24 protein-coding genes, 1 pseudogene and 1 riboswitch are annotated in these 20,915 nt (G+C 39.5%); of the genes and pseudogenes, 6 read left to right on the top strand and 19 right to left on the bottom strand.

The features are described 5' to 3' along the window. Nucleotides 1-36: 36 nt before the first annotated feature. Nucleotides 37-220, bottom strand: a riboswitch (TPP riboswitch). 226 nt (nt 221-446) lie between these two features. The 9 genes from CDZ94_RS19915 to CDZ94_RS19875 form a co-directional block, all read right to left on the bottom strand. Next, nucleotides 447-989: a GNAT family N-acetyltransferase gene (locus tag CDZ94_RS19915; RefSeq protein WP_096440162.1), complete on the bottom strand. Its 543-nt coding sequence runs from the start codon at nt 987-989 to the stop codon at nt 447-449. Between the two features lie 106 nt (nt 990-1,095). Then, entirely contained in the window at nt 1,096-1,302 is a 207-nt protein-coding gene (locus tag CDZ94_RS19910) for a zinc ribbon domain-containing protein (RefSeq protein ID WP_096440160.1), read from the bottom strand. A 17-nt stretch (nt 1,303-1,319) separates the two neighbouring features. Next, nucleotides 1,320-2,216, bottom strand: a complete 897-nt coding sequence (locus tag CDZ94_RS19905) for a GNAT family N-acetyltransferase (RefSeq protein WP_096440158.1) — start codon at nt 2,214-2,216, stop codon at nt 1,320-1,322. A 246-nt stretch (nt 2,217-2,462) separates the two neighbouring features. After that, nucleotides 2,463-3,149: a carboxylesterase family protein gene (locus CDZ94_RS19900; RefSeq protein WP_096440154.1), complete on the bottom strand. Its 687-nt coding sequence runs from the start codon at nt 3,147-3,149 to the stop codon at nt 2,463-2,465. Nucleotides 3,150-3,170: 21 nt separating this feature from the next. Next, entirely contained in the window at nt 3,171-3,965 is a 795-nt protein-coding gene (locus tag CDZ94_RS19895) for a GNAT family N-acetyltransferase (protein ID WP_096440152.1), read from the bottom strand. Between the two features lie 193 nt (nt 3,966-4,158). Further along, complete coding sequence (locus tag CDZ94_RS19890; protein ID WP_096440150.1) at nt 4,159-4,869, bottom strand: aspartate/glutamate racemase family protein; 711 nt, start codon at nt 4,867-4,869, stop codon at nt 4,159-4,161. 58 nt (nt 4,870-4,927) lie between these two features. After that, entirely contained in the window at nt 4,928-5,560 is a 633-nt protein-coding gene (locus CDZ94_RS19885) for a histidine phosphatase family protein (protein ID WP_096440148.1), read from the bottom strand. An 80-nt stretch (nt 5,561-5,640) separates the two neighbouring features. Then, a complete protein-coding gene (locus tag CDZ94_RS19880) occupies nt 5,641-6,501 on the bottom strand; it encodes a GNAT family N-acetyltransferase (protein ID WP_096440146.1) in 861 nt (286 codons plus the stop codon). A 115-nt stretch (nt 6,502-6,616) separates the two neighbouring features. Continuing rightward, complete coding sequence (locus CDZ94_RS19875) at nt 6,617-7,075, bottom strand: GNAT family N-acetyltransferase (protein WP_157812027.1); 459 nt, start codon at nt 7,073-7,075, stop codon at nt 6,617-6,619. Nucleotides 7,076-7,416: 341 nt separating this feature from the next. Between CDZ94_RS19875 and CDZ94_RS19870 the strand changes: the two genes are divergently transcribed. Next, nucleotides 7,417-8,238, top strand: a complete 822-nt coding sequence (locus tag CDZ94_RS19870) for a TerC family protein (protein ID WP_096440142.1) — start codon at nt 7,417-7,419, stop codon at nt 8,236-8,238. A 155-nt stretch (nt 8,239-8,393) separates the two neighbouring features. Here CDZ94_RS19870 and CDZ94_RS19865 read toward each other — a convergent pair whose 3' ends face one another. The 4 genes from CDZ94_RS19865 to map all read right to left on the bottom strand — a co-directional run bounded on the left by CDZ94_RS19865 (nt 8,394) and on the right by map (nt 11,816). Continuing rightward, nucleotides 8,394-9,056: a CAP domain-containing protein gene (locus CDZ94_RS19865; protein ID WP_096440140.1), complete on the bottom strand. Its 663-nt coding sequence runs from the start codon at nt 9,054-9,056 to the stop codon at nt 8,394-8,396. Between the two features lie 251 nt (nt 9,057-9,307). Beyond that, nucleotides 9,308-10,207: an STAS domain-containing protein gene (locus CDZ94_RS19860; protein WP_096440138.1), complete on the bottom strand. Its 900-nt coding sequence runs from the start codon at nt 10,205-10,207 to the stop codon at nt 9,308-9,310. Nucleotides 10,208-10,471: 264 nt separating this feature from the next. Further along, the gene (locus CDZ94_RS19855; RefSeq protein ID WP_096440136.1) at nt 10,472-10,885 is read right to left on the bottom strand and encodes a hypothetical protein; all 414 of its coding nucleotides are present in this window, start codon (nt 10,883-10,885) and stop codon (nt 10,472-10,474) included. A 175-nt stretch (nt 10,886-11,060) separates the two neighbouring features. After that, entirely contained in the window at nt 11,061-11,816 is a 756-nt protein-coding gene (map, locus tag CDZ94_RS19850; RefSeq protein WP_096440134.1) for a type I methionyl aminopeptidase, read from the bottom strand. A 191-nt stretch (nt 11,817-12,007) separates the two neighbouring features. Between map and CDZ94_RS19845 the strand changes: the two genes are divergently transcribed. The 4 genes and pseudogenes from CDZ94_RS19845 to CDZ94_RS19830 all read left to right on the top strand — a co-directional run. Next, complete coding sequence (locus tag CDZ94_RS19845) at nt 12,008-13,129, top strand: GAF domain-containing sensor histidine kinase (protein WP_096440132.1); 1,122 nt, start codon at nt 12,008-12,010, stop codon at nt 13,127-13,129. Beyond that, a complete protein-coding gene (locus tag CDZ94_RS19840; protein ID WP_096440130.1) occupies nt 13,122-13,766 on the top strand; it encodes a response regulator in 645 nt (214 codons plus the stop codon). Before CDZ94_RS19845 ends, CDZ94_RS19840 begins: the two co-directional genes overlap by 8 nt. 176 nt (nt 13,767-13,942) lie before the next feature. Then, nucleotides 13,943-14,464 carry an NADPH-dependent FMN reductase gene (locus CDZ94_RS19835; RefSeq protein WP_232735790.1) on the top strand — a complete coding sequence of 174 codons (522 nt, stop codon included), beginning with the start codon at nt 13,943-13,945 and terminating at the stop codon, nt 14,462-14,464. Beyond that, nucleotides 14,461-14,892 (top strand): annotated as a pseudogene (locus tag CDZ94_RS19830) (VOC family protein); the annotation flags it as partial. The gene CDZ94_RS19835 and the pseudogene CDZ94_RS19830, both read left to right, overlap by 4 nt. A gap of 220 nt (nt 14,893-15,112) precedes the next feature. Here CDZ94_RS19830 and CDZ94_RS21600 read toward each other — a convergent pair. Next, nucleotides 15,113-15,844: a class I SAM-dependent methyltransferase gene (locus CDZ94_RS21600; RefSeq protein WP_096440126.1), complete on the bottom strand. Its 732-nt coding sequence runs from the start codon at nt 15,842-15,844 to the stop codon at nt 15,113-15,115. A gap of 607 nt (nt 15,845-16,451) precedes the next feature. Between CDZ94_RS21600 and CDZ94_RS19820 the strand changes: the two genes are divergently transcribed. Next, complete coding sequence (locus tag CDZ94_RS19820; RefSeq protein WP_096440124.1) at nt 16,452-17,384, top strand: peptidoglycan-binding protein; 933 nt, start codon at nt 16,452-16,454, stop codon at nt 17,382-17,384. A 123-nt stretch (nt 17,385-17,507) separates the two neighbouring features. On the opposite strand, the gene CDZ94_RS21465 is transcribed toward CDZ94_RS19820, so the two are convergent. The 5 genes from CDZ94_RS21465 to arsC all read right to left on the bottom strand — a co-directional run bounded on the left by CDZ94_RS21465 (nt 17,508) and on the right by arsC (nt 20,610). Next, entirely contained in the window at nt 17,508-17,669 is a 162-nt protein-coding gene (locus tag CDZ94_RS21465) for a hypothetical protein (RefSeq protein WP_157812028.1), read from the bottom strand. A 31-nt stretch (nt 17,670-17,700) separates the two neighbouring features. Continuing rightward, nucleotides 17,701-18,126: a hypothetical protein gene (locus CDZ94_RS19815; RefSeq protein WP_096440122.1), complete on the bottom strand. Its 426-nt coding sequence runs from the start codon at nt 18,124-18,126 to the stop codon at nt 17,701-17,703. Between the two features lie 66 nt (nt 18,127-18,192). Continuing rightward, nucleotides 18,193-18,696 (bottom strand): NUDIX hydrolase, encoded by a 504-nt coding sequence (locus CDZ94_RS19810; protein WP_096440120.1) that lies wholly within the window; start codon nt 18,694-18,696, stop codon nt 18,193-18,195. A 541-nt stretch (nt 18,697-19,237) separates the two neighbouring features. Continuing rightward, entirely contained in the window at nt 19,238-19,678 is a 441-nt protein-coding gene (locus CDZ94_RS19805; protein ID WP_096440118.1) for a DUF3139 domain-containing protein, read from the bottom strand. A gap of 515 nt (nt 19,679-20,193) precedes the next feature. After that, nucleotides 20,194-20,610 (bottom strand): arsenate reductase (thioredoxin), encoded by a 417-nt coding sequence (gene arsC / locus CDZ94_RS19795; RefSeq protein ID WP_096440116.1) that lies wholly within the window; start codon nt 20,608-20,610, stop codon nt 20,194-20,196. Nucleotides 20,611-20,915 lie beyond the last annotated feature (305 nt).

Raw genomic sequence — 20,915 nt, 5'->3', positions numbered from 1 at the left:
GTGAGAGTCCTCGTATAAAATAAACATTAACAAACTAAGACGTCACCTGCACTTCCCCACGCTAGTATTATCTAGTTCGGGTTCAAAGGGTTAACAGGAATTTCACCTGCCTCTCAGCTTAAAGAGGATGTTCAAAAAGTCCAAGAACATAGCTATTGATTCTCATTGCTATATTTACTTCCTTTTTGAACACGCACTTATAGCACCCCTAGTGCGAACACGGATATTATGTTGTTACCTTTATTGTAACGATAAAGATGCTAATTTGTAAACCACCAAGATGAAGTTTGCACTCATCCGCGTTCGTGTAACTGATATTTTTCTTCATAAGAAAAACCACATAGCGGTCCTTCATAAAAAAACAGCGCCGCCTTCCTTAAATGGTTTTTCTCTCGGCCTATAGCTGCTTGCTCTCGCTAATTTTCAGTACTAAAACACCTTTGATTCTAGTTTGACCACTCGTCTTTCAATACAGCATATACGACATGATCAATATAGCGCTTGCCAATTTTCTCAGCTTGTCGCAGCACTCCCTCCTTCACAAATCCTAGCCGTTCAGGAATGTGGCGGCTTTTTTGATTTGTCAGACCTGCATGAATTTCTACCCGGTTCAAGCCTAAATCATTAAAAGCGTGATTGACTAAAGCTCTAACTCCCGCCGTCATCAGGCCATTTCCTTGAAAACCTTCACCAAGCCAGTAGCCAATGCTCGTTTTTTGGTTACTATGATCAATTTCGTGATAGGAAACGATTCCAGCTACCTTTCCTTTGTATAAAACGACGCACGAAAGGCTTTTTTGTTCCCCGAAACTTTTCAGCGTAGAACGAATAAAGGTTTTCGTATCTTCTACTGTCTTTACATGTGGCACCCAAGGAAGCCATTCCCCTAAATATTCCCTAGCCTGGTCAGTTAAATAAAACACTTCTTCCCCGTGCTTTTCTTGTAATATCTCTAATTTTATCTGGTCGTTAATCTCGTATGAAAACATCATTGCCTCTCCTATCTATTTATTTAGTTGTGTCCACGCTGCTATTTTATATCTCATTAACTACGCACTGCATATAAAAGCACTTTAACACCTTCAAACATTGAACTTATCCCCCGAAGAAAAAGTCAACGACATTTGATGCTCTCGACGATTGTTTATTATATAGCTCAGAATAACCACAATTTTTACAATAGACGACTAGAAATTTATTATGCTGGACATCAAACATTTTTGATAAACCGGTCCCCGTTGTTGCAATCTCTTTCGTCGCTGCATCTCTTACTCCACACTTCAAACAACCCTTTTCTTCCATTACCTGTTCACCTACCTTTATCTCCTCATTTTCATTTTTCTAGAGTCCATTACACTTTTCAGCTCAAATCCCGCTCTTTCGTATAATCCTAAAGGAATCATTTTGTTATCCTGTACCGTTAGCCTAATCCGCTTTATTTTCGAACTATCAAATAATACGTCTAAAGCATGCTCTAATAATTTCCTTCCAAAACCTCTTCCCTGATAAGCTTCATCTACAGCTAAAAATTCTATAGAACCCTCTGATTCATCACCATCTACTTCAGCGTAAAGGTAGCCTGCTACTATATCTTGATCTTTGATCATCCATAAATTGTGCAGCGGATCATGTGCTCGTTCTACTAAGACTTTTCCACTATAATAGGTTCCTGGAAATATTCGATCGTGTAAATCAGAAACCACCTTGTCATATTCATCTGAAACTGTCCCCACTGCTGAGTGTTTTTGTCTTGCCGCCTTCTCTTTACCAGCTTCAAAAATATGATGAGTTTCTTTTACTCCAAAATTATGCTCATCTGCAAACCGGTTAGCCAGCCAATGTTGATTATGATAAAAAAGATTAAAATATAAAAGACTAGCAGGAACAATATTTAATAACCTTTTCCAAAGGTTATTCGCTAATGTTACCGCTGACTCATTATCTATATTATTTATAATAAACGGTCCCCACAAATATCCCTTGCTTTCTTTAAGATCACAATCACATCCAAGTGCAGCTATGATTTTTCCATCCTCTAAACCTATTATAAAAGAGCGTTCAGGCGGCCATTCATCAAACTCATGATAAAACTGATGAAGAATCCCTTGACTCTCGATACTGCTATAGCCAATATAATGTTTTGCATCGATATTTAATGACGCAATGAATTCTGCTAACGCAGGTAAATCTTTTTTATCAATCGCTTGTACTTCCATATGCTGCCCCCTTATGTGCTCTTTTCCTCTTGCATGTTCATAGCAATCCTCGTATTTGTAAAAGAAAAACGTCCACAATATAGTAATAATGGACGCTTTTTTAACATCATAATATCTAGCCCTTATGTACTTAGAAGGCTTTTAGAAAGCTTCTCTAAACAAATGTACACTGCTGTATATCGCGGCAAATAAGCTTCGCACCAAATAGAAACACGTGACGGTCCATGCAAGTACCCTTCTAGATCATTATTTTTTATAAAAATCTACTGCTCGATTGGTCTGAGTAAGCAGCCATTCTAAAAATTTGGGATTGTTGTACGTCTCTGTCCATGAATCGTGAGTCGCTTCAGGATAAATGGTAAATTTCACGTCACCGCCATCTTTCTGTAAACGATCAACAAGCAGTTGCGTTCTTTGAATCGGAACCACATCGTCTTTGGCTCCGTGAAAAGTCCAAATAGGGAGATGTTTTATCCTATGAATGCGATCTAAAAAACCAAATTCATGAAGCGCTCCGCCACAAATTGGAGCCGCAGCAGCAAACAAATAAGGATACTTTTCAGCTAAATGCCACGTACCGAAGCCTCCCATGCTAAGCCCGGTCAAGTAAATTCTCGTTGGGTCTACTCTATATTCCCGAACAATATGTAAAATAAGAGAATGCAAAGCATCTAATTGTTCAATCCACGTCGTTGTTTCAGGACATAACGGAGAAACAACAATCGCTGGTACATTTTGTTCTTCCACGATTTTTGGCATACCATAAACCTTAATTCCTTCGAGGTCATCCCCTCTTTGTCCCATACCATGCAGAAACAAAATAAAAGGGAACTTATCTTCTGAGCTAGATTCATAGCCTTCAGGTAAATGAAGAAGATACTCAAAGGTCACTTTTTTTTCAAATGATGTTTCAATTTTAACCTTCTGTTGCATTATGTTCACTCCAATGGTGATTTAGTTATCTAATGAAAATTCTACAAAAAACCGCTCACCGATGACTTCAAATCCAAGAGAATGATAGAGATTTAGCGCATCTGTGTTATCAGCAAAAACATATAAATAATTATCAGAGGTTACCTTCTGTGCCTCGTAAATAATGGCGCTCGTGAGGTCTCTGGCAAGCCCCTGACCTCTAAAGTCCGATAACGTCCCGATGTTCCCAATTTCCATTAAGCGTTCATCATAAACATGAAAGCCTCCCATAGCTACTAGAGCATCACCTTTAAATACCCCATATATTGGTGACAAGTGGAGTCTTTCAGGTGAAAATGCGATCATGTCGAGTTCATTCGCAAAGGTTTCTATATAGAATTTATGACCTTGGGTTAATTTTTGGGCTGTTGGTTTAGATACAAGCCTTTCCGTTGATGCTAGTTTCATCAAATATTGCTTTCTGGGCGGGGAAACAATCGTTAGTTCATTCATTACTACAGGCAATTCATGAACTTGAACCATCGATGTTCCTGAACCGGAAAGACCGTGCTTTTCTCTAACTATCTCAACTAAAGGCCCTAATTCGGCACTTTCCAATGGCCCTTGAAATGTAAATGAGAATGCATGAAAAGGCATTCCAGATAAGTAACCTACTGCATGTTGCAGACTGTTGTCCTTATACTGCCCGTAAAAAGTACTAAAGGGTCTTCGGCTTGTCAAATAACTATAGAAGAGTAACTCGTTCTCTTTTTTAACTTCACTTTCTAGCTGATCTAACGTTTGATCAGTTAGCTTTTCGTACGTTCTATCGTTCACATTACTTCAACTCTCTTTCAAAACCTCAACATCAATAGCTTTCAAACGATCTTCAATTGTTTTTTTCTGATTAAACAGCATAAAAAGAGTTAGTCTTTCATCCTATAAATGGTCTTCAAGACATATAGTCCCCTTCGAATGCATGTGCAAATGAGGACAGAAATCTCGAAAAGCGAGTCGCATAAAGGTACAGTTACCTGACGTTTTGCACTACGTCTTCAAGCATAAACTGGACAATGCTTTCAACATGGAGTTGAGTCGAATCAAATACAGGCAAGTTCAAATCTTCTTGCTTCACCAGCATGTGAAGTTCTGTACACCCTAAGATAATTCCATGAACACCTTGATCATACAGACCTTCAATGACCGCTAACATACGCTTACGGGAAACGTCTCTCACTTTGCCAACGCAAAGCTCTTCAAAGATTATATGGTGAATTAAATCCCGCTCATTCTTCTCAGGAGCATGAACGTTAAGACCGTACTTTTTCAGACGATCGCCCATAAACGGCTCTTCCATCGTATACCGTGTACCAAGTAAAGCTACATGTTCAATTTCTCGTTGCTTCACTCCTTCAGCCACAGCGTCTCCAATATGTAAAAGAGGGATTTCTATCTGATTTTCAATTGTCTTGGCAACTTTATGCATCGTATTAGAAGAGATGACAATTCCATGAGCACCACTTGCTTCTAGCTTCTTTGCAATATTCAAGAGCTTTGCTGCTGCTCCTTCCCAATCTCCCTCTCTTTGCATTTCTTCAATTGATGCAAAGTCAACACTATGTAAAATACATTCAGCAGAGTGCAAGCCACCTAGCCTTTTTCGCGTTTCTTCATTTAATAACCGATAATAAATTTGCGTTGACTCCCAACTCATACCACCAATGATACCAACAGTTCTCATAGTTTGTCCTCCCCCATGCCTTAAGGCGACAATAAATTTTACTTCATCTTAGTTTTAGTTAAGCCAAATTATTTTTTGACTCATGATGAGTCATATCCCCTTCAAAGACGACCTCTGTTTGTTTATTTTTATTTATCTTCACTAAATTCAAACATGTTGGATGAATGTATGGAGGATCCCAAAGTTCATTTAACATTCGATTTTTGAACCTCTTTAGAAGCAACTTTACAATCACGGTATGTGTAACAAACAGTACATTTCCATATGAGTGTTGCTTGTATATATCACTGATAAAATCATTCAATCGGCTTTCTACTTGACAGAACGTTTCTCCTCCTGCCGTTTCATATGATTCCGGGTCTGACCAAAACGTATCAAGCCTTGCTTTTGAATATTCAGCTTCAATTTCAACCCTTGTTTTTCCCTCCCACATTCCTAAATGAATTTCTCGCAAACGATCATCAGGAATAACAGGGGTTCCCCTTTCTTTATTTATCAATTCAGCTGTCCTCAATGTTCTTCCACTCGGACTTGTGTAAATGGCATCGAAAGGTACGTTTTGTAAATACTCTCCTAACGTTACTGCCGCTTTTTCGCCCTTTTTTGTAAGCGGAGAGTCTTGCCATCCCTGTAAGCGTCCTTCTCGGTTCCACACCGTCTCTCCATGACGAGTAAAATAAAGTGATAACATTAGCGCCCCCCTAGTTGTTTCTTTAAAAATTTTCCATTTAGAGGATACTCAAAAAGAAATGATCCTTTAGTTAACGATCCTCAAATTTTAAATCGGTAATCCAGTGAGTCTGCTACTGGACGATAACCAATCCTTGTGTATATTCGATTGGATGTAGGATTATCAATGTCTGTGTATAAGCAACAAAAATGGAACCCCTCATCCAATAACCTTTCACTTAATGTCGCCACACAAGTTGTCGCATACCCACGTCGTTTATATTCATCTGGTGTATAAACGGCACTTACAGCCACACCTTTTTCTGTCCCCCTAGCCCGTTTAGCCATCGAAACCGGCCTACCGTGCTCATTCTTCCATAAGTAAATCGTCTTATTTTCAATAGATGTTATCGCAAAATCCTGCGCTTCTTTTTTAGTCGTCGGGGTTAACGCCTCCTTGTGAAAGCCCAAAATCCAATTCGTCACGAGGGGAATGTCTTGTTTTTTTGCAAGGTGAAGTCTTCCTTTTCGACGAGGGATAGTAATCACTTGATCCAATCGATATATTCGTTGCCTCATAAACACTTGACCATGCTGTTCAGTTCTCTTTTTCCATTCAGAACTAAAAGCTTTTACTAGCTCTTTTTCACCAGTAACTCCTGGTATTGTGCGCTGGCACTGGACCAGCCAGTTTACTACTTCTGGAATTTGTTCAACCTCACCAGAGATAATGTAGTTATACGGCGGTGTTTGTATGATAAAAAAAGAAACACTTTCCGTGTCATTTTTAGCAATAGCTAAGAATGGTTTACATACTCCCGAAGCTAAGCAGCCTGTTTGTTCTTCTTTTGCTAATCGAATAAGTAATCCTAAAGGAAGATTGTTTGTAGCCTCATGTTGGGCGAGGTATGTTTGCGCTTGCATTAACATTTCACCTGGTGAGTCTACGATTATAAATTTCATCTAACATCCCTCCCTCGCTTCTGTGTTTGATGTAAACTAATGCACCATTTTCATATTTGTGAAAGACACCTCCAGAAGCCTGGAGGTGAATGGTTTTCCTTATTATTTTTTAAAGTTATGAATGTTTGTGTCCAGCTTTTACAGGCATCTCCATCTTCACAAATGGATAAGAACTACCATTCGTTTTCTGAATAAACGCTTCTACTTTTTTAAAACCTATCCGGCCATACACTGTTATAGCACGTTCATTAAAAGATGCTACGTTTACTGTTAATGTGATCGGTTCATACTTTGCCTTTGCTCTTTCCACAGCAAATTTGACAAATTCCTCACCGTTTCCTTTTCCAGTTAAATCGGGTCTTAATCCTAATCCAACTTCCACTTCCCGTGCATTAACTACAGTAAATGAAGCAAAACCAACCAAGATGTTACTGTCGTAAACAGCTGAAATATGCTCCCAATTAAATGGGTTTAAAAAGTAATCCAAATCCTCTTCATCATTTTTAAAGTTGTAAAAGTCATAGGGCCCCTTGTACTCCCATTCGGCAATTTTCATTGCATCTTCGTTGGTCATCCACTTCCACTCATACAAAGCCAATCACCTCACGAAAAGAATCAATTATACTCGTAAGTCTTTTTTCCATCGTACCATAAAACCAGAAGTTCAGACTATTATTTTCTAAAAATTCCAACAACATATATTTGGTCAATTGAAAAAAGAAGTCTCTTTACTAAAAGATTGTTGCTATTGGTTTTTTGAGCGTTAGGCAATCGCATGCTTGCCCTGTCACGCAAAAACGCTCAAAAAGCAACAAATTTTACGAAAATAGCCAAAAAGAAATAGCATTGGTTCCTTTACGTAATTTTATTAATTAAAAAGACATTGGAGACAGTAATAGTGAGGAGGGATTTGAATTGAGTGCAGCGCTCATTTTGGAATACGGTTGGGTTCTCCTTATTTTAATTGGCCTAGAAGGCATTTTGGCTGCAGATAACGCACTCGTTTTAGCGATAATGGTTAAGCATTTGCCTGAAAAAGAACGTAAACGTGCGCTGTTTTACGGATTAGCCGGAGCTTTTATTTTTAGATTCGGCTCCTTATTTGCGATTTCATTTCTCATAAACGTTTGGCAAGTTCAAGCTATAGGAGCCATCTATCTTTTATTTATTGCACTAAATCATCTAGTAAAGAAATACGTACTGAAGAAAGACAAAAATAAATTGGAGAAGGCTAACAGAAAAACAAACCGTTCAGGATTTTGGTTAACAGTATTAAAAGTCGAGCTTGCAGACATTGCTTTTGCAGTAGACTCCATTCTTGCTGCCATTGCCCTAGCTTTAACTCTTCCTCCCACTGGTCTTCCAAACGTAGGTGACTTAGATGGTGGACAGTTTGCTGTGATCTTGATGGGGGGATTAATCGGTGTCATTATTATGCGATTTGCCGCCACCTACTTTGTAAAAATTCTTCACAAGCGTCCCGGCCTTGAAACTGCCGCTTTTTTAATTGTTGGCTGGGTCGGCGTAAAGCTCGTCATCTTTACCCTTGCCCACCCCGATGTCGCCATCATATCCGAAGAATTTCCCGAATCTACAGTGTGGAAATTAATTTTTTGGTCTGTATTAGTCCTCATCGGAGTAGGTGGCTGGTTTCTATCCAAAACTACACCACCAGCACCCGGCAACCCAGAAACCGATCAAGCCCTCGAAAACGAGGACGATATGTTAAAAGACTAAATTGTGCGGGGACTGTCCCCGCACAATTTAATACATACAAAAAACGCCTAAGCAACACAAAGTCAGGCTGCTTAGGCGTTATTCTTACTTATCAATCTAATAATCTCGTTCCCTACTTTTGTTCACAAATTTGTACGGGGACAGTCCCCTGACAATTATTTTGAGATAAACATTTGTGTCCAATAGTGTCCGTACTGTCCACCTTCTACGTGTCCAATACCGATGTGCGTGTAGTTATCGCTTAGGATGTTTTCACGGTGTCCTTGTGAGTTCATCCATGCGTCAACAACTTCTTCTGGTGTACGTTGACCTGCAGCAATGTTTTCACCGGCTGCATTGTAATCTACTCCATAACTGCGAAGCATATCAAATGGGCTTCCGTGAGTTGGACTGTTGTGAGAGAAATAGCCTTGATCTCTCATATCAGCAGATTTATCACGTGCCACATCCGCTACTTGTTCATCAATTTCAAGAGGAGAAAGACCGTGTTGTTCACGCTCTGCATTCGTTAACTGGACTACCTCTTGTTCAAACTGAGAAAGCTCGCTTGACTCTTCTTGGCTTGTTTGTTGATTTTGCTGAGCAGATTCTGATGCTTGAGGCATCGTAACTTGCTGCCCTGGATAAATCATATTTGGATCTTGGATGTCGCTATTTGCGTCAATGATTTCAGAAAGACTTACGCCATATTGCTGTGAAATTTTATACAACGTATCTCCTGATTTGACTGTATGCGTTGAGCTCGCATCTGTATTTGTCGCGAGTAACGGAACTGCTACAGCAACAGCTAATACTGAGTAAATAAGTTTTTTAAACATGTACTCAACACCTCCACGGGATTCATTATGACATAAGATAAGATAAAAATGTGAGAAGGGAAAGTTTTTCCACACTTTAAAACTTAGTAATCGTGTTAAAATTTGAGAATATTTCCATAGTTTAGTAGTTTCATCAGCTGAAGATAAAACCGAACCCTACTAACATCACGCCTGAAGCTAGACACAGAAAGGTAGATTTTTATGCTTTCTTTACTTTTAATAAAGAAGGTGTTCACACTAATTGAACACCCTCATTTATTAGATACCTGCTTTCGTTTCTGTTTAGGTGATGCCTCTTCTTCCTTGTCAATTTGGATGCTAAGTCCTGTTTTCATTAAAGCTTGTTCGAGGCTGTTTGTCACATTCATATGGTTGAACGATATACCTAAACTCACAATGGTTTGTGCTAATTCTGGTCGTAAGCCACTTATAATACCCGTAATTCCAACAATTTTTAATGCATCATTCAATTGAAATAAGTTACGGGCAACAGCTGTATCAATGACACGTACCCCAGATAAATCGATGATAAGGTAAGATAGGCCAAGCTCTGACCCACGCTCAAGGGCTTGATCAAGCATTTTTTTCGATCGATACGTATCGATCGTACCAATAACAGGCAAGATAGCCACACTGCTCGTAAGAGGAACAACTGGAACAGACAATTCAAGGAGGTCCTCCTGCGCACGAGTATGAGTTTCATCGTTATATTCTACATATGCTTGTGTGAAAGAATAAACGGCTTGATCCAACATTGGATTTATGCGATCAGACACATCAAAATAAGCATCAAATCCCAAACTGTGTTTCCTAAATTCTTCTCGTAGCATTTGGTAAAGTACTTTCCTAAATGGAGACAAAGAAAGCATAGCAATGTCTGGCGATATTCCATGCCTTACAGCTTTCTTTCCAGTTTCTATCCCCCATTTATATATGTCATTAAGCTTTTCATCAGAGTTTGTAGAAATGAGAGCTTCTCCGATCATTTTGTAGAGCCCTTGGCGAGACACTATCACCTTTTCCTCTGAAACCCCATTTTTTTGGTTAACCTGGTATTTCGAATCGTGATCATCAAATAATTGCTCCGCCATTTCTTTACTTTTTTCGATAATCGCTTCACCGATTATAGTCATATGATTTGGGCTCACCATTTCTTAGCCCCCCTTTAATTTAATGGTATGTTTAAAAATGCTCACATAAGCTAATACCACATTCAGCTAGTAACTAAACCTGCTCTGTAATTTTATTATCCGAATCGGAGTTGCCCTACAATACTATTAGATTAAAAAACAGCGTAGCTTCAGCTGTATGCATTTCACCCTTGAGAAAAGCGGCGTGAAGGTAGCTGAAGCTCTAGAAATTATCTTTGCACAAAAAAACCAGATACAAATCTGCATCTGGTTTTTTTATTTACATTAGTGACACTGAAATGACGCGATTTGCCGGGTATCAAACCCGGTATAAACCCAGCGGAATTGACGCGGTCGCCAGCGCCACCCTGCTACGGATGTTCTGCCGATGAATACCGGATAAAACCAGAAACGACGTCCGTTCTCAAGTCGAATAAACGTATATCGATACAAACAACCATATAGGGATCCAGGATCAACCGCAAATACTCCAACATCAGCTTGTTGTTGAGGTAGCGTTGATGGTGGCGGGCCCGGTGGTGGACCTGCAGGTGGTCCCTGTCCCGGCCCTTGCCCAGGTCCAAAACCTCCTCCTGGTCCCTGCCCCGGACCAAACCCCGGTGGTGGGCCTGAAGGTTGTTGTTGTCCCGGATATAAGAAAGAGAAGATTCCTCCAGGAAATTGTCGATAATTATCCACACTGCCCTCTCCTTTCACATGAGCTCTCTATAAACTATGTGAAGGAAGGAGAAGGGTGCCTGCCTACTACCGATCAATATTTTCTTAATGAAGCGGTGAATCCAACTCATCACCGTAAATCAAATCCAAGTATTCCACTCGGGACTTATAATAAAATCTAAATCTCCCTAACCCGTTATACACTTTCTTGTTCGGTTAAAATGACAGGTCCATCCTTCGTAATAGCAATTGTATGCTCATATTGAGCAGATAGCGTTCCATCTACAGTGCGTGCCGTCCACCCATTAGCATCCATCTGAGATCTCCATGCTCCAATATTGATCATTGGTTCAATTGTAATAACCATGCCTTCTTTTAAGCGCTGCCCTCGTCCCTGCATACCAAAATGAGGGATGTTTGGCTCTTCATGAATGGTCGGGCCGAGTCCGTGACCAGCAAAATCTCGTACAACCGAATACCCTTTCGCTTCGACATAGGATTGAATAGCAAAGCCAAGGTCCCCGATCCGCTTTCCTGGTTTTGCTTGACGGATAGCTCGGTATAATGATTGTTCTGTCACTTTACACAATTCCTTTGCTTCATCAGAAAGACTTCCAACCCCGTACGTCCAAGCTGAATCAGCCAAAGCACCGTTTAAATTGACTACAAAATCAATTGTGACAAGGTCTCCGTCACGTAACGGTTCATTTCGTGGAAACCCGTGGCATATTTCATCGTTAATAGAAGCACAAGTTGCATATTGATAACCTTGGTATCCTTTTTGTTCTGGCGTTGCTCCATGTTTCTTTAAGTAATCATCAACAAACTGATCAATTTCTTTCGTCGTTATTCCTGGTTTGATCATTTTTGCTATTTCTTTATGGCACTTTGCAAGGAGCTTCCCTGCTTCATGCATCAATGAAATTTCCCGTTCCGACTTTAACGTGATCATGTAAAACCCCTTCCTTGCATTCCATCCACTGTAATTTATGTAATGACATATTGCATTTATTGGTTCCATCTTATCATACCAATGTGAGAAAATTGATTTCAACGTTTATGAACGTTAATTATGAAAAAAGAAACGCTTGTTTAGAATATTTGCTAAAATGAAAGCAGGCGACTTTTCAAGGAGGAGGTAACATGAACCGGAATCATGAACTTTTTTTAATCAAGTCTATAGCTGAGATGCTGAACAAAGAAACGAATATGCGCTCTATGTTTGAGGAAGTACTCGATCGGATTTTAGAGCTTACCAATCTTCAATCAGGATGGATTTTCTTATTAGGTGAGGAGAAGTCCTTTACACTTATTGCCGAGTCTCATTTACCTCATGCGCTACAATATGAAAATAAACGTTATATGCGTGAAGGCGGTTGTTATTGTATTAACCGTTGTGCTGACGGACGGCTCGATAAAGCTACTAATATTATTGAGTGCAAACGAATTGAAGATGCGATCACTTTTAACCGCGGGGACATTGAAGGAATTACTCACCACGCAAGTGTTCCATTAAAATCAGGAGAAGAATTATTCGGATTACTAAATATAGCATCGCCTGAAAAAAAAGCCTTTTCTCAAGAAGAATTGCACATTCTTGAATCAATAGCATTTCAAATTGGCTCCGCATGGGAACGGATTCGGTTATCAGAAAGAGAACAAACAATGAAAGTTTTAGAAGAGAGAAACAGGCTAGCTCGCGATCTCCACGATTCAGTAAACCAGCAACTTTTCTCTATTATGTACACTACCCAAGGAATAAAACGTCAAACGAACGAACCACAAATCATCGAAGCTCTTGATGATGTCCATCACATGTCAAAAGAAGCATTAGCTCAAATGAAGGCACTCATCTGGCAATTACGTTCAGACCAAGTCAAAGAAGGCTTGCAGGCCCGTTTTTGCACATACGGGAAGCAATTAGGAATCAATATCAAGGTAGACATTTTCGTCGATAACATTCCAGGCCATATTGAACTGGGACTTTGGAAAATTGGACAAGAAGCCCTGAATAATATAAAAAAGCATGCGAATACGAGCACTGCTTCTTTCCTTATTCGAACGAATGAGCATTCGGTTGAAATGGAGATAAAAGATGACGGCAGCGGCTTCGACGTAGAAAGTGTTTTACCAGATGGATTGGGACTAATTAGCATGAGAGAGCGCACCAAGCTGCTCGATGGTCAATTCTCCATTCTCAGCCAACCAAATCAAGGAACGACGGTTTCTGTAAGACTTCCAAAAGCAGGTGAAATTCATGAATAAAACGAAAATCATGATTGTTGATGATCATCAAGTTGTTAGAAAAGGACTTTATTACTTTTTTTTGAAAGAGGTTGGTATTGAAATAATTGGAGAGGCAAGTAACGGTAAAGATGCGATAGATCAGTTGAAAAATGGGCTATCCCCAGATGTCATACTTCTTGATTTGTCTATGCCAGTTATGGACGGTGTTGAGGCTACCACCCATATAAAAAAACATTTTCCTCCTGTAAAGGTGCTAGTACTCACAAGCTTTGAAGACCAAGAGCATGTGATTTCAGCGGTTCAAGCTGGAGCAGATGGCTACTGTTTAAAAGATACGGACCCAGAAGAATTACTCGCTGCAATCCACCGAGTCTCCCAAGGTTCAAAAAACATTGACCCAAAAGTGGCCTCTCACCTTTTCCAACATGTGCATCAAGAAGAATCCGAAGAGTTAAAGGCATTAAAAACCCTAACGAATCGTGAGCGAGAAGTACTAATTGAAATTTCAAAAGGAAAAGCTAATCATGAAATTGCTAACACCCTCTTCATATCTGAGAAAACCGTGAAAACACATATCACAAACCTTTTTTCAAAGCTTCCCATCCAGGACCGCACACAAGCGGCATTACTTGCGATTAAGTATAAACTCCAGTAACGACACCCATGCTTGGGTGTCTTTTTCTACGACCCCAGTCCGAGAAAAAATCAGTCTCCTCACGCAAGAAAATTCAATCTTTTAGCTGAGGTTTTTCCTCCCGATTTTTCCTATACTAAAACTATAAGAGGATATTCAAACAAGATAAAACCCACGAAAGAAAGGTGGAAAAACATATGAGTATACTTGTCATCAATGGCTCTCCCCGACCAGAAGGGGTAACTGGAAAAGTTGCGAAACATATCTCGGAAAATTATCCTGTAAAACTGTTTGACCTAAGTCAAACTCCGCTTCCTATCTTTAATGGGCTTAATGTCACGAACAGTCAACCTTCTGTAAAATCGTTTTTGTCAGATTGTCAAGAAGCTTCTGCCTTCATTATCTTAACACCGGAGTACCATAGCGGCATAAGTGGAGCATTGAAAAATACGCTCGATTTTACGAGTGCCAAGTATTTCGAGGAAAAACCGGTACTTATGGTCAGTGTTGCAGGTGGCGGTAAAGGTGGAATAAATGCCCTTAATAACCTGCGAACGGTCATGCGTGGTTTGTATGCTGAAGTGTCGGCCAAACAAATGGTCATTGATGGATATGCCTTTGAAGAACCGGAAACACTCCACCAACTTCAAAGCCTCGTTCAGCTCTTTTTGACAAAAAACAACAATAAATGGCATAACGAGGAGGCGATGGGACTATGATTCAAGGAATTTATGAAACTCACGTTCACGTCAGAAATATAGCACAAGCAAAGGAGTTTTATGAGGAAAAACTTGGTTTAAAACCAGAGTTAGAAATCAAAGGACGTGGAGTCGTGTTTTACTCACTTAGTATGTCAGGCCAAGTGTTAGGGATATGGGAAAAATCAGCTGAAGAATGGAAGAAAAGCCACTTTGCTTTTAAAATTAATTTTGGGGAGATTAAACAAGCAACAAATTGGCTAAAAAATAGGGGGATTGAGACTCGTGAAGCATTCGGCCTCAAACCCATTGAACCTCTCGTTCATACGTGGGGTCCTATGGCCTCCATTTACTTTTTAGATCCAGATGGAAATTCATTAGAATTTGCTAGCACGCTACCTGAACCACCAGAAGATGATGCTCGTGTAATTTATTTAAGTGAATGGGAAGAAGAGACGCAGAAATCTGGGAACACAGTTGAAGACCCCACTCAACTATCACTGGGTTATCAATATTACAAACCCTATATTCCAAGACAAAAAAAGAAGATGAGCGACCATTATCAGCAATTATTATCTCAACGGATAAACCGAATCTAACGCAACCGCAGGATGGTTTCCTTTTTGAAACCATCCTTTTTATTCTTGATATTGTTGAGTGCTTTTCAACTCAAGTAACGTTCGAATCTCGTTTTTCAGCTATTACAAAAAGATAGTCTCCTTGCCGACGATCAAATGCTTCTGTTCGCCTACCAAAGTTTCCATTATGAAGGTCACTCGCCAATAATTGAAGTCCCTTTTCCAACTCATTCTCGGAAACTAGATTTGCAAAAGACGAAATTCCACTTCTCATCCGGCCGTCTAAATATAATTCAGGGTGGCTTTTACCACTATACAAAAAGAAGTCTTCTAGCGAAGGACGAATTAGAAAAGGTTCGGTTTCTACTGAAAAAAAACCTGCCCGCGTTAATGCAGACGAAACCATTTCAAAAGAAGGCATTTGTTCCATTGATTTTTCCATCATTTCAGGAAAGTAAGCATTTAACCAATAGTTCGCCATTTGTTCTGGAGTGGATGTAAAGATCACCAGTCTTCCGCCAGACTTAAGTACATGGTAGAGATTCTTAATACTACTGCTTAGGTCTTCAAAATGATGAATCGATAAAATGCAAGTCACCCCATCAAACCTTTTCCCATGAAACCGACACTCGCGAATGTCTGATTGAATCCACCTTATATCCTCACTTTTACTTCTTGCTTTCCTGAGCATTTCTTCAGACACATCTACCCCAGTCATAGTGCATCCTTTAATTTCTAAAGCAAGGGTATAGTTTCCTGTGCCACAAGCGGCATCTAATATTTCCGGAGTGCCTTCATTTGTTCCTTGCAATAAACGATACAACGATCTCGCAATCTCTGGATCTGCTTTTCTAAGGTATCATAAGTCACACCAATTCGGTTATATAATGCCACGTCCAACACTCCTCCTCTAGTTCTAACATAAGTGCTCCTTCAAAAAGGAGAACAAAAAGTGCCGAGTAGTTCAAGGAAGCGCCACTCCCAGCACCGTAACGTATCCCTTTAATACGCGAGGAGCGGAAAAGTAAGATGACGAAGAAATTCAACAGCTATTTTTCCCGGTCTTTTTTGAACATCCTCTGTAAGGTAATTATATCGTAAAGATAACGACAAAAAAATCTACAGCCTTCCTACAAAGATACGGATTAACTAATTACTTTAATACTATAATTATTTCTATTATTTTTCCATAAAATATGTGTTTATGAATAAAAAGGATACTCATGTATCAATACCCAAAAAGGTACGTAATATAAGGTTTTACTACATATTTAAGGAAAAAAGATTGGGTTAATTATTCAAATAGATTGCAGCAGTTACAACTATATTTCAATTCCTTTAAAAGCGCGATTTTTCATTGCTTTACGTAAACGTTGATTGTAGTATGGACAACGTTAGCGAAGATACTTAAGCACTAAGGAGGCTGACATATGAAAAACTTTGCTATTACAAAAATGAAAACACTAGGGTTACCAATCATCGCAGCAGGCGCTTTTTTCTTTACGAGCCCGTTGAGCAGTGACGCTTCAAGTGAACCTTTCCTGGGAGACAAGTTATTAGATGAAGGGAAGGAACACGCTCATGTTGAGGAGTTACAAGAGCTACTCACTGATAAAGGGTTCTTAGATGAAGATGCAATAAATGGAGCATTTGATACAACTACTCGAGAAGCCGTTAAGGAGTTTCAAACGGAATCAAACATTCTCATTGACGGAATCGCTGGTGTTCAAACTATTGGTGCACTAGCCATTCTTCGCGAAGGAGATGAAGGTGAAGTCGTTGAGGCTCTCCAGGACAGCTTAAATGAGCTTGGATACTATGACGCTAACATTGATGGAGAGTTCGGTTCAGTTACTCATGACGCAGTTAAAGAATTTCAATCTGAAAAAGATATTTTGGTGGATGGTTTAGCCGGCCCCCAAACGTATGCTACATTACATGCTGCTCTTAACGATTCAGAATCAAACGGATCTACAACATCTGAAAAATCAAGCAATGAGTCTAGTAAAAACTCAAACAATCAATCTACAGATCGATCCAGCAATGACTCATCTGAATCTAGTGAATCAGAAACAACAATGGAAATGGAAGCCACAGCATACACAGCACACTGTGACGGATGCTCAGGTATTACTTATACAGGCCAAAACCTTCTAGAAAACCCTGACAAGAAAGTAGTTGCTGTTGACCCAGACGTTATTCCTCTTGGATCTAAAGTGGAAGTTGAGGGCTATGGAACAGCCATTGCAGGTGACATTGGTGGAGCGATCCAAGGAAACCGCATTGATCTTCATATGGCAACGAAGGATGAAGCAAAAAGTTTCGGTCGTCAAACAGTAACAGTTCGAGTACTAGAAGACTAATCAGCAGAGCATTTCAATCTTATAATCATCCCATTAATAAAAGCAGACGACTCATTAGAGTTCGTCTGCTTTTCGTTATTGGTTATTTGGAATACCATATTGAGCCAAAAACGCAATTCGCTACTATTTTCTATGAAAAAAGAACAAAACAATCAGGCCCACTAACCCGATTCTCCCTAGTAATCTAAAAAGTTCCGAATCATTTACATAACCAGCCACCACAGCTGCCAGTGAAGCGGCTCCAATTACCACGTAAAGAGGGAAATAAATTTCTTTTCGATTCATTTCGAACACTCCGAATACTATGTTTGTCTCATTATACCCCACTTAATGTTATTAAAAAGACGACACAAATTAATGGAATAGCGATAAGTAATGCCATTCCAAGAAAAAAGAACGTCTGAACTGTATTTTTAAGTCCGGCGTCATCGACACTTGCTTTCGCATCCCTCGTTAGCATCAGTACTCTAATTAGACCAATAACCGTAATGAATATGATTAAAACAATTGGTAAGGTAATATTTACGTTTTGAGCCTGCTGCTCCATATACATTATAGCTAACACAATCGCAACGATAATCGGTCCTTCCATAACCGCGATCCGAATAAAAAACTTGGTCTGCAGCTTTTGAACATCTTCTCTTTCCAAGTTTCCTGCCATAATTGAATTCATAATACCAGAATAAATCATGAGAAATCCGAATACAAAAACTGCACTTGCACCTACAAAGATGTATTCCACTTTTTATCTCTCCTCTGTTATTTTTTTCCGATATGATTATATCGCAAAGCCTGACTAAGACTTTGCTTATTTTCTCTCAACGATATAGCCCCGTAAAATGGCTTGCAAAATAGCAAAGCTGAGTTCAGAATCGTGAAGCTCGTTGTCACGAAACATTTGTAAAACCGTGTTTACATCGTACTTTCCAACTTCAATTTTTTCATAGTCTTCTAATTGTTGTCGGCCTTCTCCTGTTATTTTATTGGAGTAATAGATATGGCTTTCTTCGTTACTGATCCACGAGCCAGGATAAAGCTTACCCAAATACTGAAGGTGATCGGTCTGATAACCCGTTTCTTCGTAGAATTCCCTTCTTGCTGCTTGCTTTAAATCCTCACCCGTTTCCACTCCCCCGCCCGGTAATTGAATTACCCAGTGGTCTACAGGAGCACGATATTGACGAATCAAGATAATGTCATTGTCATCTTGAGCAAGTACAACAACAGACTGAGGTTCTTTCGCTTTTACAATTACATCTTCCCGCTCTCCTATATAAACGAGGTTGTCTTTTGTTTCGATTCGTTTTTCCATATGTAAACACCGACCTTTTTCCAATTAAATCCTGTAGAATTAGGATCAACATAAAATAAAAGATAATTAGGTATAGCTGAAATACTCTAGAACTCAAATACAAAGGGTGCCGCTTCCATGGCTTCGCTTTCCGCAGGCAACGCTTCAGCCTCCTGCGGTTCCTCGTCGCAGGAAGACCATTGTTGCTTTTCCTGAGGGAGTCTCCGCCATTGCAACAGCACCCCTTGGCTATCTCATGTGTATCTCAAAGTCAGGTGCAAGGTTTTTGGCAAAGGCTGTTTTCGTAATGCGTTTTTTCAAGTCAAATGATGTTACGGACAAATGAATTTGTCCTCCACTATCATTTATCTTGAAAAAGCTCAAAAATCAAATAGCAACAATCTTTTAGAAAAGAGCCTTGGCAAAAGAGAGGTATTTCCTTGCAGATTCTTTCCATGAGAAAAAGCATATCCTCTTGCCACGCAGGCGTATGCTACTTATACAGCAGTCTCTATTTATTCAACACTTAATTTGTTTTCATTCTGCCTAATATCACTTTTTTCTAGCCAACCGGCATTTTATATTGGCTGTTGCTGATCTCCTCTTTGGGCATGTAGCAATCCTCATTTAAATGTTGGTGTTCGATTGAAGATGGTTCGACCGTATTATTTTCACCTTGCGTCTTCACCTTACATAATTGCATAACTACTCCACCGTCCAGCTTAATAAACGTATACTCAACGTTTGGTTCATCATTAAAAACTACCTTCATTCTTGAGCGGTATGCACCGTCAATGTTGTCTGTTCCTGAGCGCACCACTTGAAGGTCCTTAATATCTGAATCTGAAAAACCTCGATCTTTTAAATGAGACACAACGGCTTGTTCAACCTTGTTATTAATAAATGGATTGCCTTGATTGCTAACATAAATGATAACTATAGGCAGTAAAAGAAACAGAATGACAAGGAAAACTGTAAACTTAGCAGACGGTTTTTTAGCCATACAAACCTCCTAAAGACAGTGTTTACTTCTTTTTCTGGATTTCCTCTGAATAATAACGGCCAGTCATTTCCTTGAACTTTGCATAATCAATTTCCAGTCGCGTAGATTCACCTATGTACCCGTTAACATGAATCACAAAAACTTCATCAGACAAGTCGATCTTTTTACGATAAATTTTGCGAAAAGTTTCGCTTCTTCTGTTTAAATATCCTCTTTTCCCTCTGCTTTTTCAAAGAATTCCTAGACTGATTACAACATGCCTGCATTTTGTTAAACGAGCATTTACCTCTTCAAATTGTGTTTTAAATTTTGTTGAACCGCAATGGGTAATAACTTTCTATTTTCATTTTGTTATATTTTATCATGGTAATCAGACAAAAAAAGACAGTAAATTTCATCTACTTCAAGAGAAGTAAACCATAAATTACTTAACAAGTGAAGAAGTATTGTCAATATTCATCTACTACAATTTGAAAAAGCCGAGCTGACTAGGCTTCGGCTTTTTGATGCTTATTTTATTTTCCTGTTTCAGCAAAACGTTTGATCCGTTCACCAATTTCATTACGGACCCTCTGAAATACAGCCCACTTTTCATCATCTGTTCCTTCTGCCTTTGCTGGATCGTCAAATCCCCAGTGTACGCGTTCTTTGTTCGGCGGTGTTGCACATACGTCATTTGCGTGACCACATAAAGTAACGACAAGGTCGGCTCTATCAAGCAACTCTTTGTCGATGGTATCAGACGTTTGATTTGTAATATCAATGTCTACTTCATTCATTGCCTTTACTGCTTTTGGATTTACACCATGCGCTTCAATCCCAGCAGAATATACGTCATATTTATCTCCTAAATAATGCTTTCCCCAAGCCTCGGCAATCTGACTGCGACAAGAATTCCCAGTACATAAAAAGTAAATGATTGGTTTTGTCATGGATTTAAAACTCCTTTAGCCATTTAGAGGCAAAATTTTAATTTTAACTATATTGAATGAATTTCATAATTCTGAACCCAGAAAAGGCAAGTCTGGAGACCGCAACCCAGTTGAATTGAAGTGTCTATAAGGATTCGTAATTAAAAAAATTCTTCTGCGTAGTTGGCCGGAATCTGTGAGACTCCTGCAGATAAACGGACTAGCCGAGACCCCGCAGGGCGCTTTTTCCCGAGGAAGCTTGGCAGTTCGTACGCGGAAAGCGAGCAGATGCAGGCCAATGGAGCTGCAAAAAGAAACGCTTTTTA

Source organism: Alteribacter populi, assembly GCF_002352765.1.
Classification (GTDB): Bacteria; Bacillota; Bacilli; order Bacillales; family Salisediminibacteriaceae; genus Alteribacter; species Alteribacter populi.
Note: the sequence above shows the minus strand (reverse complement) of the source record. Positions and strands in the feature narration are given on the sequence as shown.

Bases quoted from the DNA above. Each gene is read 5' to 3' on its own strand.
- CDZ94_RS19915 (WP_096440162.1), bottom strand. From the start codon at position 989: ATGTTTTCATACGAGATTAACGACCAGATAAAATTAGAGATATTACAA.
- CDZ94_RS19910 (WP_096440160.1), bottom strand. From the start codon at position 1,302: ATGGAAGAAAAGGGTTGTTTGAAGTGTGGAGTAAGAGATGCAGCGACG.
- CDZ94_RS19905 (WP_096440158.1), bottom strand. From the start codon at position 2,216: ATGGAAGTACAAGCGATTGATAAAAAAGATTTACCTGCGTTAGCAGAA.
- CDZ94_RS19900 (WP_096440154.1), bottom strand. From the start codon at position 3,149: ATGCAACAGAAGGTTAAAATTGAAACATCATTTGAAAAAAAAGTGACC.
- CDZ94_RS19890 (WP_096440150.1), bottom strand. From the start codon at position 4,869: ATGAGAACTGTTGGTATCATTGGTGGTATGAGTTGGGAGTCAACGCAA.
- CDZ94_RS19885 (WP_096440148.1), bottom strand. From the start codon at position 5,560: ATGTTATCACTTTATTTTACTCGTCATGGAGAGACGGTGTGGAACCGA.
- CDZ94_RS19880 (WP_096440146.1), bottom strand. From the start codon at position 6,501: ATGAAATTTATAATCGTAGACTCACCAGGTGAAATGTTAATGCAAGCG.
- CDZ94_RS19875 (WP_157812027.1), bottom strand. From the start codon at position 7,075: ATGACCAACGAAGATGCAATGAAAATTGCCGAATGGGAGTACAAGGGG.
- CDZ94_RS19865 (WP_096440140.1), bottom strand. From the start codon at position 9,056: ATGTTTAAAAAACTTATTTACTCAGTATTAGCTGTTGCTGTAGCAGTT.
- CDZ94_RS19860 (WP_096440138.1), bottom strand. From the start codon at position 10,207: ATGGTGAGCCCAAATCATATGACTATAATCGGTGAAGCGATTATCGAA.
- map (WP_096440134.1), bottom strand. From the start codon at position 11,816: ATGATCACGTTAAAGTCGGAACGGGAAATTTCATTGATGCATGAAGCA.
- CDZ94_RS19845 (WP_096440132.1), top strand. From the start codon at position 12,008: ATGAACCGGAATCATGAACTTTTTTTAATCAAGTCTATAGCTGAGATG.
- CDZ94_RS19840 (WP_096440130.1), top strand. From the start codon at position 13,122: ATGAATAAAACGAAAATCATGATTGTTGATGATCATCAAGTTGTTAGA.
- CDZ94_RS19835 (WP_232735790.1), top strand. From the start codon at position 13,943: ATGAGTATACTTGTCATCAATGGCTCTCCCCGACCAGAAGGGGTAACT.
- CDZ94_RS19820 (WP_096440124.1), top strand. From the start codon at position 16,452: ATGAAAAACTTTGCTATTACAAAAATGAAAACACTAGGGTTACCAATC.
- CDZ94_RS21465 (WP_157812028.1), bottom strand. From the start codon at position 17,669: ATGAATCGAAAAGAAATTTATTTCCCTCTTTACGTGGTAATTGGAGCC.
- CDZ94_RS19810 (WP_096440120.1), bottom strand. From the start codon at position 18,696: ATGGAAAAACGAATCGAAACAAAAGACAACCTCGTTTATATAGGAGAG.
- CDZ94_RS19805 (WP_096440118.1), bottom strand. From the start codon at position 19,678: ATGGCTAAAAAACCGTCTGCTAAGTTTACAGTTTTCCTTGTCATTCTG.
- arsC (WP_096440116.1), bottom strand. From the start codon at position 20,610: ATGACAAAACCAATCATTTACTTTTTATGTACTGGGAATTCTTGTCGC.